Origin of the sequence: Oceanobacillus neutriphilus (genome assembly GCF_014645515.1) — a bacterium.
Lineage (GTDB): Bacteria > Bacillota > Bacilli > Bacillales > Amphibacillaceae > Oceanobacillus > Oceanobacillus neutriphilus.
This window is the reverse complement of the sequence record NZ_BMLW01000001.1, coordinates 188970-205359: the sequence shown is the minus strand read 5'-3', so window position 1 is coordinate 205359 and position 16390 is coordinate 188970. Positions and strand designations below refer to the sequence as shown.

The window sequence follows — 16390 nt, the reverse complement described above, 5'->3', positions numbered from 1 at the left end:
GTTTACTTTTCCTCCTGTTGCAAATAAATTTCTTGAGCTGCCTGAACACCTTTACCAAGCTGAATCTCTTTTCCTATTTTCACAAGGCCGATTTCGAGCAGGCTGATGGTTTGCAATACATCAGCAGGAGAGCAATATCCCATATGGCCAATTCGGAAAATAGAACCTTTCATATGCTGCTGACCGCCGGCTAAAGTCAGGTTGAATTGTTCTTTTACCACGGAACGCAGTGCTTCTGCATCAAAATCAGCCGGGCGGACAGCTGTTACTGTCGGGGAAGCATCTTCATCTGTTGTTAATAAAGGAATATCTAAAGCTTTAAAAGCAGCTCTTGTCATATCACGCATTAAGATATGACGGCGATATACATTTTCTAAACCTTCTTCTTCCATCAGATTCAGAACCTGTTCCAGGCCAAATAAAAGAGAAAGTGCCGGAGTATAAGGTGTGGAGACTTTTTCTAAGTTTTTCCGGTAGACACGCATATCTAAATAAAAACGCGGCTGCGGGTTTTCCTCGATTACCTTCCATGCCCGCTCGCTCGCTGCAATAAACATCAGACCAGCCGGCAGCATAAATGCTTTTTGCGATCCAGTTACATATATATCAACACCCCACTCATCCATGCTGGCTTCCACACCGCCAAGACAGGATACACCGTCAACAACGAGAAGCGCATCAGAAGATTCATGTACAGTTTTAGCCAGAATTTTGATTGGATTTAATACACCGGTAGAAGTCTCACAGTATGTAGCGAAGACGACCTTAATTTCCGGATGCTTTTGTAAATAATCTTGTATAGACTGGAGATTAATTGCATCTCCCCACTCTACATCAATCCGATGTAATTTTAATTGAAAAGCTTGACATATCTTTGCAAAACGATCGCCAAATGCTCCGCTGACGATAACAAGAACATCGTCTCCCGGATGTGCAGCATTGCTGACGGCCATTTCTAATCCTGCTGTACCGCTCCCGGCAACAGGAATAACATCCTGCTTCGTTCCAAATACTGATTTTAGCTTTGGAAGAATACGTTCTAATAATTCTTTTGTTTCTTTTCCGCGGTGACCTATCATCGTCTGGTTCATTGCGCGTCCGACACTTGGGGGAATAGGACTTGGTCCGGGTATTCTTAGGATGTGCTGATCTTTTAGCATGAATGGTAAGCTCCTTTGAAATAAATTTAATAATTAGATATCAATAAATACCAGACTGGCATTATTTGATATGATAGCAACTTTTTATGAATCTAATCCTTTATAAAAATAAGTGTAATACTCTTAGAATAAATCAATCGATTCATTTATTGGCAAACAATAAGTTATTTTTTATAAGAATGAGATACTTTTGTTGAGTTAAATACGGATGTTCATTGATGATTTATTAATAACATACGGGTATTTTAACATAAAAGTATTTAAAAATGCAGATTCATATGAAAAAGTATTTCTTTCCAATATAGCAACATCCAATGTATTGTCAATATAAAGTTTCGTATTGTTCGAGAACAACAGATAAAAGGTTTATATAGTAATAGAGAATATTATAAGATAAGAATTGCTTCCCTATAGTAGAGAAAACGCTTCCCATTATATCTATGCAAAAATAAAAACACTAAATAAATTGAACTATGAGAATATTATACCTATAATAGGCGAAAAGGAAGGTGTAAAAATGGGGAAAGATTTAAGAACAAAAAGTAAAGCATTTGACGGTACTATGCGTGCTCCAAACAGGGCAATGCTTCGGGCTGTCGGTATCACTGATGAAGATTTTAAAAAACCGATGATCGGGGTTGCCAGCACATGGGCTGAAGTAACACCATGTAATATACATCTGAATGATTTAGCTTTAATTGCTAAAAAAGGAGTAAAAAAAGTTGATGGTGTGCCGCTCATTTTTAATACGATTACGGTATCGGATGGTATCTCTATGGGAACGCAGGGAATGCGTTATTCCTTACCAAGCAGGGACCTTATCGCTGATTCAATTGAAGCAGTTGTCGGCGCCGAGAACATGGACGGACTTGTTGCAATTGGAGCCTGTGATAAAAATATACCCGGCTGTATGATTGCGATAGCTAACTCAGAAGTTCCATCCATTTTTGTATATGGCGGAACGATTGCACCGGGAAATCTTGACGGAAAAGATATTGATCTTGTTTCTGTATTTGAAGGCGTTGGGCAGCATAATGCAGGAAAAATTGATGATAAACAATTGAACCGTATAGAATGTCATGCCTGTCCGGGTGCAGGAGCATGCGGCGGGATGTATACTGCAAATACAATGGCTTCTGCAGCAGAAGCAATGGGATTAAGTTTACCAGGCAGTGCTTCCAATCCGGCGGAATCACAGGAAAAGCTGAAGGATGTTGAAGCTGCCGGAGAAGCAATTAGAACATTACTGGAAAAGGGTATTTATCCAAAAGATATTATGACAAAAGAAGCATTTGAAAATGCAATTACAGTTGTTATGGCGCTTGGCGGTTCTACCAATGCTATCCTTCATTTACTAGCAGTTGCTCATGCAGCAGAAGTAGATTTAACCATTGATGACTTTAACCGGATTCAGGCAAAAGTGCCTCATTTGGCAGACTTGAAGCCGAGCGGTCAATATGTATTTCAGGACCTTCACAATGTTGGGGGCGTCCAGGCAGTTATGAAGCTTCTTTATGAAAATGGCTATTTGCATGGAGATTGTATGACAGTAACAGGAAAAACAATCAAAGAGAATTTAGAAGATGCTCCGTCGTTAAAAGAAGGTCAAAAAGTAATTATGCCATTAGATGAACCGAAAAGAGAAGATGGTCCATTGATTGTTCTAAAAGGGAATCTTTCTCCAACAGGTGCGGTAGCAAAAGTGTCTGGTGTTAAAGTAACAAGACATACCGGTCCTGCACGAGTATTTGATACAGAAGCAGAAGCAACTAAAGCTGTGATGAATAACAGTATCAAAGACGGTGATGTCCTTGTTATCCGCTATGTAGGACCGAAAGGAGCGCCGGGAATGCCGGAAATGCTATCTATTTCCAGTATTCTGGTAGGTAAAGGAATGGGTGAGTCTGTTGCTTTATTAACAGATGGACGTTTTTCTGGCGGTACACATGGTTTAGTAGTTGGACATATTTCACCAGAAGCACAATCTGGCGGACCGATTGCACTTCTTGAAGAAGGAGACAGTGTTACCATTGATTCATCCACGAAAGAAATCTTTGTGGATCTTTCTGATGAAGAATTGGACAAACGCCGCCAAGCGTGGAAAGCACCAGAGTTATATAAAAAAGGTATCTTAGGCAAATACGCACATAATGTAAGATGTTCTTCTCTGGGTGCGATAACAGATTATTTGAACCGGGATTAAAAAAATAAGATTTTATAGAACAGAATGAAAAAACCCAATCAGGTAAGAAATTTTTGCCTGATTGGGTTTTTTGATATGTGCATGATGTTTAAGGATTCTGCTTCTCTCTGAATGGTTATAGGTAAAGATTGGTTATTTTTAAAATTACTCAACTTTCACACCAAAAAAATAACTTGTTTATCATAGAGACAGGAGTTGGTCGTTCCTTCCATCTATCTCTTGACAAAGCATAAACTCTATCCAAAAAGAAGGTAACATGTAAGGGCACCGCTGCGTTGGACCGTTTTGCTTTCCTAGGGTCATGCTCTTCAGCTGACCTTTGCCAAGAAGAGTACTTGGCAAAAGTGAATCTTCAGATGATGCTAATCCCTCTGGAGTCTCTGGATATAGGTATTAGAAAAGGATTTATATGATTTTTAAATAAATAACAAACTGTAATCTAATTTTAACAAAAAATCTGATTGCATTGCTTGCCAGCAATGAAAACGCATACATAAAATCAGACTAAATAGAATTATTAAAAAAATTACAAAATACTATTGACTATCATACGGAAACAAGATATGATTGTTCGCAATATAAGATATTTCTTAACAAAACAACTTTTAAAATAATGAGAAGTTGTTACTTCACAAAATATAATTAATACGTTGACGGGAAAAAAGGAAAAGATGAATAGCTTTTACAGAGATCTGGGGTTGCTGGAAGCCCAGAATTGCTACTTATTCCGACATCGTCCCCGAGTGTCACATGGAAAGGAACATTCCAATTATATGTGACCAGGTGCATGGTTAATCAATGTACCTGTTATCAAATATAGCTCTGGCAGCTATTGAGGCAAAGTTTGAAAGAACTTTGCAAAACTGGGTGGTACCGTGAAAAGCAGATCCTTTTCGCCCCATACATGATAGAAACACATGTACATGGGGGGAAAAGGGTCTTTTTTATTATTTTTTAATAAAAAATTCCAAACCCGCATTGCAGAAAATAGTTAGTTTAATCAAAAGGTTCAGTTTTTTAAGAAAAAAGGAGGGGCATTGTTGTGAAAGTTAATGCAAATCAAGAAGTAGAAGTGAAGAGTAATTTGGTCACAGGATCTGATTTGTTAGTTCAGGCATTAGAAAAAGCAGGTGTTGAAGTTGTATTTGGGTACCCGGGGGGTGCTGTTTTACCAATTTATGACGCGCTGCATCGAAATGATACATCCTTCAAGCATGTACTTTCGCGACATGAGCAAGGCTCCATACATGCAGCGGAAGGATATGCAAGAGTATCAGGCAAACCGGGCGTTGTGATAGCGACTTCAGGTCCGGGGGCAACGAACTTAATTACTGGCATAACAGATGCCATGATGGATTCGATTCCACTTGTTGTATTCACGGGGCAGGTTGCAGAGCAGGTCATTGGAACAGATGCTTTTCAGGAAGCAGATATGATAGGGATTACCACACCAGTTACGAAATATAATTACCAGGTTAATAACATTGCAGATTTACCGAGGATTGTGAATGAGGCATTTCACATCGCAACTACTGGCAGACCGGGTCCTGTTGTGATAGATATTCCTAAAAGTATTTCTGAAACAGTAACCATTAATGATTATGAGGATGACTTTTATTTACCCGGCTATCAGCCGACTGTTTATCCGAACCCGATGCAAATCTCAAAAATAACAGATGTACTGAGTAAAGCAGAAAGACCGGTATTGCTTGCGGGAGCAGGAATTCTGTTATCGGGGGCAACGGAAGAATTAAAGCAATTTGTTAATAACTGGGAGATTCCGGTTGTTACGACCTTGCTGGGACTGGGAAGCTATCCAGGCGGCGATAATCTGTCGCTCGGTATGGGCGGAATGCATGGGACATACACGGCGAACACAGCAATCTATGAAAGTGATTTGCTTATCAATATCGGAGCGCGCTTTGACGATCGTTTAACTGGAAACCTGCAGCACTTTGCTCCAAAAGCAAAAGTAGCTCATATCGATATTGATCCTGCTGAAATAGGAAAAAATGTGAAAACAGCTATTCCGATTGTGGCAGATGCAAAGCAGGCATTGAATGTATTGCTGCAGCAGGAAGTGAACCGCGGCGATTATACAAAATGGCTGGATAAATTAAAGAGCAATCAAAAGAAATATCCGCTTTGGTATGACCGTGGTGATGATCCAATCAGTCCGCAATGGCTGATAGAGCAGATCCATGAGAAGTCTAATGGAGAAGCAGTTGTAACAACAGATGTTGGACAGCATCAAATGTGGGCTGCTCAGTTCTATCCTTTTAAAAACCCTGATAATTGGGTAACATCTGGTGGACTTGGCACCATGGGATTTGGTTTCCCGGCTGCCATTGGCGCACAAATCGCTAAACCGGATCATTTGGTTATATCTTTAGTAGGTGATGGCGGCTTTCAAATGACGTTGCAGGAGCTGGCTATCTTAAAATCTCAAAATCTGCCGGTAAAAGTGGTAATTTTAAATAATGATGCACTTGGAATGGTAAGGCAATGGCAGGAAACTTTTTATGAGAAACGCTACTCTCACTCCTTATTTTCAGAAAACCCTGATTTTGTGAAACTGGCGGAAAGTTACGGAATTAAGGGCATGCGTGTATCAGATGAAAAAGATGTTCCAGGAGCTTTGGAAGAAGCTTTTTCACATGATGGTCCTGTGGTTATTGACTGCCGAATCGACAGAGAGACATGTGTATATCCGATGATCGCACCGGGTAAAGGAATGCACGAAATGATTGGGGTGACAAAATGAAACGCATAATCATTGCCACAGTACAAGATCGTGGCGGGGTGTTAAATAGAATAACCGGCATGCTGAACCGGCGCCAGTTCAATATTGAAAGTATTTCTGTCGGTGCTTCGGATGTCAGAGGCATTTCCAAAATGACATTTGTCGTTGAAGTTTCCGATAAGCAGAAGCTGGAGCAATTAACGAAACAACTGAACAAGCAAATTGATGTAATTAAAGTTTTAGATGTCACAGATAAAGCAATTGTGACAAGGGAGCTGGCCTTAGTAAAAGTTGTTGCAACCAATCAGACCAGAGCAGAAATTATGACATTAATCTCTGCATTCCGTGCAGATGTTATTGATATCAGCAAGGATAGTCTGACGATACAAGTTACCGGGAAACCGGAAAAGGTCGATGCATTAATTTCATTACTCAGACCATATGGAATTAAAGACTTAACGAAAACTGGATTAACAGCATTTCCAAGAGGTTATCAGCCTGAACAAGGTTTTAGTGAGTTAAATAGCATTTCAGCTCACGGATAATAGATAAGCAGGAGCTTCTGCTAAAAATGTCCAATGGACAATATAGAAGTCATCATATCCTGTGAAAATAAAAAAACAAACAAAGATGAGAGGGAGATTACATTATGGCAAAGGTATTATACAACAAGGATATTAATAAAGAGGTACTAAGAGATAAAAAAATCGCAATCATTGGATATGGTTCACAAGGTCATGCACACGCAATGAACTTAAGAGATTCAGGCTTTGAAGTAGTAGTAGGTTTACGTCCGGGGAAATCGCAGCAAAAAGCAGAGGCAGACGGTTTTAACGTATATTCTGTAGCAGAAGCAACAGCTCAGGCAGATTTAGTAATGGTATTGCTTCCAGATGAAATGCAGCCGCAAGTATATCAAGAGAGCATCAAAGATAATTTACAAGAAGGAAATGCACTTGCATTTGCTCACGGGTTTAATATTCATTTTACACAAATCGTACCACCTTCTAACGTAGACGTATTCTTAGCAGCACCAAAAGGACCTGGACACCTTGTACGACGTACATTTGAAGAAGGTGCCGGTGTACCGGGACTATACGGGATTGAACAAGACTATACTGGAAATGCAAAAGATATTGCACTTGCATATTCTTATGGTATTGGCGCAGCCAGAGCAGGTGTATTAGAAACAACCTTCCAGGAAGAAACAGAAACAGATCTATTTGGAGAGCAGGCTGTATTATGTGGTGGAGCTACAGCACTTGTAAAAGCAGGCTTTGAAACATTAACTGAAGCCGGGTACCAGCCGGAAGTTGCATACTTTGAGTGTTTACATGAATTGAAGCTGATTGTTGATCTGCTTTATGAAGGTGGATTAGAAAATATGCGTTATTCTATCTCTGATACAGCACAATGGGGAGACTTCGTATCTGGCCCGCGCGTTGTTGATGAAGGAACAAAAGAGCGCATGAAGGACATTCTATCTGATATCCAAACTGGTAAATTCGCGAAAGGCTGGATTTCTGAAAACCAGACTGGCCGTCCGCAGTTTAATGCAATTAATCGCCGTGAAAATCAACATCAAATCGAAGTTGTTGGAAGAGAGTTACGTGCTTTAATGCCTTTCATTAAAAATCCAATTAGCGCTGACGCAGACAAAGGTGAAAAAGCACACGCCAAAAATTAAATTTTAGATACAACACTTAGAGATGACGAACAGTCGCCGGGAGTTAATCGGAATAAAAAAACAATTATCAAACAACTCGTTCATGAGTGAAAAGAAGGAGAAATAATAATGGAAAAGAAAATCGTCCTGTTACCTGGAGATGGAATCGGTAAGGAAATTATGGAGTCAGCTAAAAAGGTGCTCGCAGCAATTGAAAGTGAATATCATCATGATTTTGTCCTCCAGGAGTGTGCTATTGGCGGAGATGCTCTTGACCGTTATGGTGTACCATTACCTGATGATACACTAAAAGCATGTGAAGAAGCGGATGCTGTACTTCTGGGCTCAGTTGGAGGTCCCAAATGGGATAACCAGCCGCCTGAATTCAGGCCGGAGAAAGGGCTGCTCAAAATTCGTAAAGGCTTAGGATTATTTGCTAATCTGCGCCCGGTTAAATCATTCCCATCCCTTCTGCATGCTTCTCCTTTAAAAGAAGAGATTGTCAAAGATTCAGACATGATGATTGTTCGTGAATTGACTGGCGGTTTGTATTTCGGTGAACCAAGGGAACGCAGAAACAACGGAGAAGATGTCGTAGATACGTTAGCCTATTCAAGACAAGAGATTGAAAGAATTGTAGAAAAAGGCTTCGAATCAGCGCAAATCCGGAATAAGCATTTAACTTCAGTGGATAAGGCAAATGTATTAGAGTCAAGCCGGATGTGGAGAGAAATTGTAAATGAGAAAGCAGCTGACTATCCAGATGTAAAAGTAGAGCATTTGCTGGTAGATGCAGCAGCAATGAAGCTTGTTACAAATCCAGGCGGCTTTGATGTTATTGTAACAGAGAACTTATTCGGCGATATCTTAAGTGATGAAGCTTCTGTTCTGACTGGATCACTCGGAATGCTTCCATCAGCAAGTATCCGTACAGATGGACTGGGCATCTATGAACCAGTTCATGGTTCAGCACCTGACATCGCTGGAAAAGGAATTGCAAATCCAATCGGAATGATCATGTCAACTGCATTAATGCTTGAATATTCTCTCGGAATGAAAGAAGAAGCAAAAGCAATTGAAACAGCAGTAATGGATTGTCTGGAGCAGGGCTATCACACATCAGACTTAAATATAAAAGATGGAAAACAAATGAACACAGAAGAAATAACAGAAGCGATTATCGAGAATTTAACTACGAAATGTATTTCCGATTCTATTTGTAGCTCTTATGTATAAGAAGTTCTGGTATTAGATAAGTTGAATTATTGAATTATATGTACTAGTCTTTTTCTCAATAAAATAATAATGCTTGAAGACTTTAAACTAGCAGAAGAAAAACACGGAGACTCCTACGGGAAAGCGCAAATGTCTTCGGTGGGGCGAGTAATCGCAAAAGCTTTTCGATGGGGCGAGTAATCGCAGTCCCAGTGGGAAGACCCCGGAGGGAAAAAGCGAACTTCTTTTTTTCGTGGAGGCTGAGCGCAAGCCCGTGGAAAGCGTAGTGTTTTTCTGAAGCGATCGCTATAAACCTTTAATTCAACTTATATAGAAAACAATATATATCGTTTCGGAGGTGTAGAAATTGGAAAAGGCTTTGACAGCATTTGAAAAAATTTGGAATAAGCATGTTGTAAAAGAAGAGGAAGGAAAGCCTGCTCTTTTATATATTGACCAGCATCTTGTTCATGAGGTAACGTCTCCGCAGGCGTTTGAAGGTTTAAGGTTGAATGGGCGGAAGGTTAGACGTCCAGATCTTACTTTCGCTACAATGGATCACAATGTACCTACTATTAATAGAGAGAATATGAAGGATGAAATCTCCATAAAACAAATGGAGGCTCTTAAGAAGAATTGTGCTGACTTTGGAGTGAAGCTGGCGGATATGTATCACCCGGATCAAGGTATCGTGCATATTATTGGACCACAATTAGGTCTAACGCAGCCAGGAAAAACGATCGTTTGTGGGGATAGCCATACATCAACACATGGAGCGTTTGGAGCATTTGCATTTGGAATTGGGACCAGTGAGGTAGAGCATGTTTTGGCAACACAAACTATCTGGCAGGATAAACCGAAAACATTGAATGTTCAAGTTGTTGGAGAGCTAGGCGTAGGTGTTACAGCAAAAGACTTGATTCTTGCGATTATTGCAAAGTTCGGCGTTCGTTTTGGAACAGGATATGTGATGGAATATACAGGAGAAGCTATTCGTAACTTAACCATGGAAGAAAGAATGACGATTTGTAATATGTCCATTGAAGCTGGAGCACGTGCCGGTTTAATCAGTCCAGATGAAACAACAGTAGAATTTTTGCGTGGACGTGAAATGGTTCCAGAAGGAGAAGCTTTTGAGGCATTGGCTGAAGATTGGCTGGCGCTGGCAACAGATGAAGGTGCAGAATATGATCATACAGTTACCATTCATGCGGATGAAATTGAACCACAGGTAACTTGGGGGACTAATCCTGGTATGGGCGTACCAGTCAGTGCTTCTACACCAACAATTGCGGATGCAGAATACCCAGATGAAGTAAAACGTGCTTTAGAGTATATGGATTTAGAAGAAAATCAGCCGATAACATCGATTCATGTCGATCATGTCTTTATTGGCTCTTGTACTAATTCCCGATTAAGTGACCTGAAAAAAGCGTCTAAAATTGTAGAAGGCAAGAAGGTAAAAGAAGGTATTAAAGCAATTGTGGTACCAGGTTCATTCCTGGTGAAGCAGCAGGCAGAAGAGATCGGCCTTGATAAAATTTTCATTGAAGCAGGCTTTGAGTGGAGAAATTCAGGCTGCAGTATGTGCCTTGGAATGAATGATGATATTGTTCCGGCCGGCGGCAGATGTGCATCTACGTCAAACCGGAACTTTGAAGGAAGACAAGGAAACGGAGCACGTACACACTTGGTAAGCCCGGAAATGGCAGCAGCAGCGGCGATTGAAGGACATTTTGTAGATGTAAGACAATTTGTTGGAGTACCAAGTTAGGAGGGAATTTGGAATGGAACCATTTAAAGAGCATAAAGGAATTGCTGCTCCGCTAAATCGCGGTAATGTGGATACAGATCAGATTATTCCAAAGCAATTTTTAAAACGTATTGAACGAACAGGATTTGGAGAATTTTTATTTTTCCACTGGCGTTTTGATGATGATGGAAAGCTGCGTGAAGACTTCGTTTTAAACCAGCCAAAATATGAAAATGCTACAATCCTGTTAGCTGGTGATAATTTCGGCTGCGGGTCATCCCGTGAACATGCTCCATGGGCATTGGAGGATTATGGGTTTAAAGTCATCATTGCTCCTGACTTTGCAGATATTTTTTATAATAATTCCTTGAAAAACGGCATATTAGTAATAAAAATGAATGAAGAGCAGGTCCGGCAATGGATGAAAAAAGCGGAGCAGGGATTAACATTAGATGTTGATTTAGAAAAACAGGAAATTACAGATGCAGATGGCACCGTCGTTTCATTTGATATCCCGCCTTACCATAAGGAGAAACTCCTTAACGGATGGGATGATATTGCACTGACGCTTTTAGAGGAAGATGCGATTCAGGCATTTGAAGAAAAACGTGCTTAAAAGTGATAAGTACAGAAAAATATGAGAAAATTATAAGATAGAAAACTATAAAGAATAAGAGGGTTGAAGGAGTGTGGATTTACTTGGGGATCGCTTAACTGGTGAAAAAGTATATCAAGCATGGAAGAAATTAAAGCCAATTGTTCATCAAACACCGCTGTTAACATCGCACACAACAGATGGTCTGGTAGGGAAGCATGTGTATTGTAAGATGGAAAATCAGCAAAAAACCGGGGCATTTAAGTTCCGGGGGGCAAGCTACAAGCTGATGCAAATGACAGATGAAGAGCTTGCAAGTGGTGTTATTACAGCATCTGCCGGAAATCATGCACAAGGAGTTGCGCATGCAGCATCAAAATTGGGTGTGAAGGCAACGATATTCATGTCAGAAGGAACACCGCTGGCTAAAGTAAATGCAACAAGAAATTATGGTGCAGACGTTATTTTGACAGGAGAAAGCTTTCAGGAAGCTTATCAGGCATCATTGGAGCATCAGCTGGAAACAGGTGCAACCTATATTCATCCATTTGATGATTATGATATTATGGCTGGACAAGGCACCATTGCAATGGAATTGCTGCGTCAGGAAGATCGCATAGATACCATTTTAGTGCCAATAGGCGGTGGCGGTTTAATTAGCGGAATTGCAGTAGCAGCGAAGCATATCAACCGGAATATCCGGGTGATTGGTGTGCAGGCTGAAGGAGCTGCGGCTATTTATGACAGCTATCATACCAAGCAGGTGAAAAAGCTGACGCAAGTGGATACGATTGCGGAAGGAATTGCTGTGAAAGAACCTGGAAAGCATACGTTGCCAATTATCCAAGAATATGTAGATGATATTGTAACAGTAAGTGATGAGCAAATTGCTGCAGCGATTATATATATGCTTGAACGGAATAAAACATTGATGGAGGGAGCTGGAGCAGCTGCTCTGGCAGCCTTATTCGCACATCATCATCAGCTTCGTTCTAGACATTGCGGAGTCATCGTGAGTGGTGGAAACCTCGATATCGGGAACATGCAGCGAATTCAAGAGTTATCCGAAAAGTATAAGCCAAAAAAAGTAAAATCGTATGTCGCTTTATAAATAACTTCATTCAATGAGGGTCGTTCTCATTGAATGAAGTTTTATTTATTAGGGTAGAAATTTTTAATATGTGAACAGGGATTAGTAAATACTCATTTTTCTATGAAAAATTGTCGTAAAACTCTCATGATGAAGCATTCTTTTTGTGGAAATCTATAAAAATACTTTCTTATTTCAGAACAAGAGTGTTTAATTGTGAAGCCAATTTTACCTTGTTTTTTGAATTTAATAAACACATAACACATATCATTATCCAATTTTATCCTGTTTCAAAAGTATTTTTGCCTTCTTTAAAACAGTTAATATATGGTAATTGTGACGATTTATAGATGATTTTTTTGATAAAACGACACAAAATTATGAGAAGAAAATTAAAAAAATTTTAATTAATTTTTTAGTAAATTATTGGAATAATCCCTTGATTTTAAAGGTTTTTAGTGACATACAGGAAAATATGTATACAGATGGTAATCTTATTTTTTGTCAAAACCTATTGATTTTAGCGAGGTTATAAACTATAATTTCAAAGTATATTAAGATTTGTTTACGAAAAGTTTTCGAATTCAAGTTTTTGAAATGAAATTGCAATATTTAAGAGGTAACAAAGATTAATAAAAATAGAATAGATTTTAGCCTGTTAAAGCGATAAATTTTCTAGTTTATTTACGGACAATTTTCAGAAAAATTACAACAATTATATTCTTTACATATTACATATCGTCCGCAAGATAGAAAAAATCGCTTTTTAGAGACACTAAATTTATATCATAGATTACTGCAGAGAGCAGAAAAATATAATTTAGTAGATGAGCCGAGCCGAGACCATGCCATGTTTGTTCAAAGATGTTTTAATTATCAAAAATTAAAAATGAATGATCGTGCATGGATTTTTTTATTCAGAAATTACTCAAATTTTCGTCATCTGATTATTTGGAAATTTGAAAAGGGGGATTTTCTGAAATTTTAAGCTGCTATAAAATACAGCATGAAAAAACAAACAATTTAGTAAGGGGGATGTAGGTTGAGTAATGAACTTTTAAAGATAAAAAACCTTTCAACATCTTTTCGTATTGGTGATGAATACTACGCAGCGGTGGATGATGTAACGCTTACTTTAAATAAAAACGAAGTATTGGGAATTGTTGGAGAGTCCGGTTCGGGAAAAAGTGCTCTGGCATTCTCGGTTATGCGTCTGCATACAAAAGCGAAAATTGAAGGGGAAGTCCTTCTAAATAATCAGGATATTGTCACAATGCCGAAATCAAAATTGGATAAAATTCGCGGAGACGAAATGGCGATGATTTTCCAGGATCCGTTGACTGCATTAAATCCATTAACGCCAATCGGCGGGCAAATAGAAGAAACCTTATTTTTGCATAATAGAAAATTGGGGCAGCAGGGCAGAAAAAAAAGAGCTGTTGAATTGCTTGATTTAGTTGGTATTCCAAATGCAGAACGGGTTTTTGAACAATTTCCTCATGAATTATCCGGTGGAATGAGACAGCGTGTCATTATTGCAATAGCAATTGCTAATGATCCAAAGCTATTAATTGCTGATGAACCGACAACTGCGTTAGATGTTACCATTCAAGCGCAAATTCTTGACTTAATACGTGAATTGAAAGAAAAGATACACGCCGGCATTATTTTAATTACGCATGATTTAGGGGTTGTTGCAGAAATGGCAGATCGTGTAGCTGTTATGTATGCAGGGCAGATTGTTGAAATTGCATCTGTGGAAAAGCTGTTTGAAAACCCTTTACATCCATATACTAGATCTTTGTTAAATTCAGTACCAGTTGAAGGTCAGGATACACTGCATGTTATTCAAGGTGTTGTACCATCCTTGAAAAATCTTCCAAGGGAAGGATGCCGATTTGCTGCGCGTATTCCGTGGGTGGATGCTTCTGCGCATGAAGAAAATCCAACGATGCATGAGGTGGAATCGGGACATTTTGTCAGATGTACATGTCATGAGCATTTTTACATCCCTGATCAGAATGAGGAGAAAGGGGAGCAGTCAAATGGCATTTCTTGAGGTAAAAGATTTACAAGTATACTTTCCAATCAAGGGAGGAATTTTAAACCGCACAGTTGAGTATACACGAGCGGTCGATGGTGTATCGTTTGAATTGGAGCAAGGAAAGACATATGGGCTGGTCGGAGAATCTGGTTCTGGAAAATCGACAACAGGACGGGCGATTATTGGACTGGAAGACATTACTTCTGGACAAGTTTTATTTGAGGGAAAAGATATTACAGATAAAAAAGCTAAGAATAAAAATTTCCGGAAAGATGTACAAATGATTTTCCAGGATCCTTATTCCTCATTAAATCCCAGGAAACGGGTGCTTGATATTGTTGCAGAACCACTTCGGAATTATGAAAAACTATCTAAACAAGAAGAACGGAAACGTGTTCAAGAGTTATTAGATATTGTGAATGTAAGCCCGGATAGTATATTTAAATACCCACATGAATTCTCTGGAGGACAAAGGCAGCGTATTGGAGTAGCTAGAGCAATTGCGTTAAAACCGAAATTAATTATTGCAGATGAGCCTGTTTCTGCGCTGGATGTTTCTGTACAGGCACAGGTTCTGAATTTTCTTCAGGAAATTCAGAAGGAACTGAATCTTACCTACCTTTTCATCAGTCATGATTTAGGTGTGGTAAAGCATATGTGCGATAATATCTCGATTATGTATAAAGGAAGATATGTGGAGCAGGGAAGTACAAAAGATATTTTTGAAAATCCACAGCATATTTATACAAAGCGTTTAATTGCAGCAATTCCGGATATTGATCCTAGAAATCGTGAAAAGCAATTTGAATTTCGTAAAGAAGTGACCAAAGAATATCGGGAGTCCTTTAATAATTACTTCGATAGTAATGGATTAGCTTTCGGTTTACAGTCTATTTCTGATACACATAAAGTTGCTTTACCAGAGAAAGGTTGATTCGTCTATGTGGAAATTTATTGTTCGAAGACTATTGGTTACATTTCCTCAAATTGTGTTTTTAAGTGTGCTTGTCTTCGTGATGGCACAATTTATGCCGGGTGATGCTTTGACAGGTTTAATTGATCCGAATATTAGTCCGGAAGCGTTAGAAATTCAGCGTGAACGTTTAGGACTGAACAACCCCTGGTATGTGCAATATGTGGATTGGTTAGGCGGTTTAGTGCAAGGTGATTTGGGACAGTCGTTTCGTTTTAAAATGGACGTTACTGCGCTAATTTCGGAACGGGTTATGAATACGATACTGCTTTCACTCGTTTCACTGATATTTACATACCTTATTGCAATTCCTTTGGGGATAATTAGCGGACGTTATAATGATTCACCTTTAGATTCAGCTATTACAGGCTATAGCTACCTTGGTTTTGCAACACCTATATTTATTTTCGCACTTGTCGTGCTTTGGGTATTTGGATTTATGCTGGGATGGTTCCCGACAAGCGGAAGTGTAGCCCCCGGCTTAGATGCAGGATCGATGGAATATTATATAAGTAAGCTATATCATGCATTGCTGCCTGGTTTGTCGATTGCCTTAATATCCGTGGTTTCTACCATTCAATATCTACGAAGCGAAATCGTTGATACAAAACAAAAAGATTTTATTATTACGGCAAGAGCCAAGGGTGCTTCCGAAAATCGTGTATATAATAAACATATTTTTCGGAATTCTTTGTTACCGATAGCAGCTTTCTTCGGCTGGGAGATTACAAGTTTAATTTCGGGAACGGTCTTTGTAGAAAGGGTTTTCTCCTATCCTGGTATGGGTCTTCTATTTTTAGAGTCCGTTACGGGGCGTGACTTCAGTGTTGTAACTGCACTTGTTTTATTGTTTGGAATCGCCAGTATTTTAGGTGCCCTTTTATCAGACATTATCTTGAGTATTGTCGATCCAAGAATTCGTATTAAATAGAGACATGACAGAAATTG

The 16390-nt window shown here is 39.2% G+C and carries 12 protein-coding genes; 11 read left to right on the top strand and 1 reads right to left on the bottom strand.

Annotated elements, in window-relative coordinates; genetic code table 11:
- Positions 1 to 2: 2 nt before the first annotated feature.
- The gene (locus tag IEX29_RS00895) at positions 3 to 1160 is read right to left on the bottom strand and encodes a pyridoxal-phosphate-dependent aminotransferase family protein (RefSeq protein WP_188732643.1); all 1158 of its coding nucleotides are present in this window, start codon (positions 1158 to 1160) and stop codon (positions 3 to 5) included.
- A gap of 517 nt (positions 1161 to 1677) precedes the next feature.
- On the opposite strand from IEX29_RS00895, the gene ilvD reads away from it, so the two are divergent.
- The 11 genes from ilvD to opp4B all read left to right on the top strand — a co-directional run bounded on the left by ilvD (position 1678) and on the right by opp4B (position 16373).
- The gene (gene ilvD / locus IEX29_RS00890; protein WP_188732642.1) at positions 1678 to 3363 is read left to right on the top strand and encodes a dihydroxy-acid dehydratase; all 1686 of its coding nucleotides are present in this window, start codon (positions 1678 to 1680) and stop codon (positions 3361 to 3363) included.
- Positions 3364 to 4405: 1042 nt separating this feature from the next.
- Positions 4406 to 6127: a biosynthetic-type acetolactate synthase large subunit gene (gene ilvB / locus IEX29_RS00885; RefSeq protein ID WP_188732641.1), complete on the top strand. Its 1722-nt coding sequence runs from the start codon at positions 4406 to 4408 to the stop codon at positions 6125 to 6127.
- On the top strand, positions 6124 to 6651 hold the full coding sequence (gene ilvN / locus IEX29_RS00880; RefSeq protein WP_188732640.1) for an acetolactate synthase small subunit: 528 nt from the start codon (positions 6124 to 6126) through the stop codon (positions 6649 to 6651). Before ilvB ends, ilvN begins: the two co-directional genes overlap by 4 nt.
- Positions 6652 to 6755: 104 nt before the next feature.
- Entirely contained in the window at positions 6756 to 7793 is a 1038-nt protein-coding gene (ilvC, locus tag IEX29_RS00875; protein ID WP_188732639.1) for a ketol-acid reductoisomerase, read from the top strand.
- 108 nt (positions 7794 to 7901) lie between these two features.
- Positions 7902 to 9008 (top strand): 3-isopropylmalate dehydrogenase, encoded by a 1107-nt coding sequence (gene leuB, locus IEX29_RS00870; RefSeq protein ID WP_188732638.1) that lies wholly within the window; start codon positions 7902 to 7904, stop codon positions 9006 to 9008.
- 346 nt (positions 9009 to 9354) lie between these two features.
- Positions 9355 to 10761 (top strand): 3-isopropylmalate dehydratase large subunit, encoded by a 1407-nt coding sequence (gene leuC, locus IEX29_RS00865; RefSeq protein WP_188732637.1) that lies wholly within the window; start codon positions 9355 to 9357, stop codon positions 10759 to 10761.
- Between the two features lie 13 nt (positions 10762 to 10774).
- Entirely contained in the window at positions 10775 to 11356 is a 582-nt protein-coding gene (gene leuD, locus IEX29_RS00860; RefSeq protein ID WP_188732636.1) for a 3-isopropylmalate dehydratase small subunit, read from the top strand.
- A gap of 73 nt (positions 11357 to 11429) precedes the next feature.
- Complete coding sequence (gene ilvA / locus IEX29_RS00855; protein ID WP_188732635.1) at positions 11430 to 12446, top strand: threonine ammonia-lyase; 1017 nt, start codon at positions 11430 to 11432, stop codon at positions 12444 to 12446.
- A 1021-nt stretch (positions 12447 to 13467) separates the two neighbouring features.
- Positions 13468 to 14484: an ABC transporter ATP-binding protein gene (locus IEX29_RS00850; RefSeq protein ID WP_188732634.1), complete on the top strand. Its 1017-nt coding sequence runs from the start codon at positions 13468 to 13470 to the stop codon at positions 14482 to 14484.
- Positions 14471 to 15403, top strand: coding sequence for an ABC transporter ATP-binding protein (locus tag IEX29_RS00845; protein WP_188732633.1), 933 nt, complete (start codon positions 14471 to 14473; stop codon positions 15401 to 15403). The genes IEX29_RS00850 and IEX29_RS00845 overlap by 14 nt, the downstream gene beginning before the upstream one ends.
- Before the next feature lie 7 nt (positions 15404 to 15410).
- Positions 15411 to 16373, top strand: a complete 963-nt coding sequence (gene opp4B / locus IEX29_RS00840) for an oligopeptide ABC transporter permease (protein WP_188732632.1) — start codon at positions 15411 to 15413, stop codon at positions 16371 to 16373.
- Positions 16374 to 16390 lie beyond the last annotated feature (17 nt).

Coding starts and splice junctions, on each gene's coding strand:
- IEX29_RS00895 (WP_188732643.1), bottom strand. CDS start 1,160: ATGCTAAAAGATCAGCACATCCTAAGAATACCCGGACCAAGTCCTATT.
- ilvD (WP_188732642.1), top strand. CDS start 1,678: ATGGGGAAAGATTTAAGAACAAAAAGTAAAGCATTTGACGGTACTATG.
- ilvN (WP_188732640.1), top strand. CDS start 6,124: ATGAAACGCATAATCATTGCCACAGTACAAGATCGTGGCGGGGTGTTA.
- ilvC (WP_188732639.1), top strand. CDS start 6,756: ATGGCAAAGGTATTATACAACAAGGATATTAATAAAGAGGTACTAAGA.
- leuB (WP_188732638.1), top strand. CDS start 7,902: ATGGAAAAGAAAATCGTCCTGTTACCTGGAGATGGAATCGGTAAGGAA.
- leuD (WP_188732636.1), top strand. CDS start 10,775: ATGGAACCATTTAAAGAGCATAAAGGAATTGCTGCTCCGCTAAATCGC.
- IEX29_RS00845 (WP_188732633.1), top strand. CDS start 14,471: ATGGCATTTCTTGAGGTAAAAGATTTACAAGTATACTTTCCAATCAAG.
- opp4B (WP_188732632.1), top strand. CDS start 15,411: ATGTGGAAATTTATTGTTCGAAGACTATTGGTTACATTTCCTCAAATT.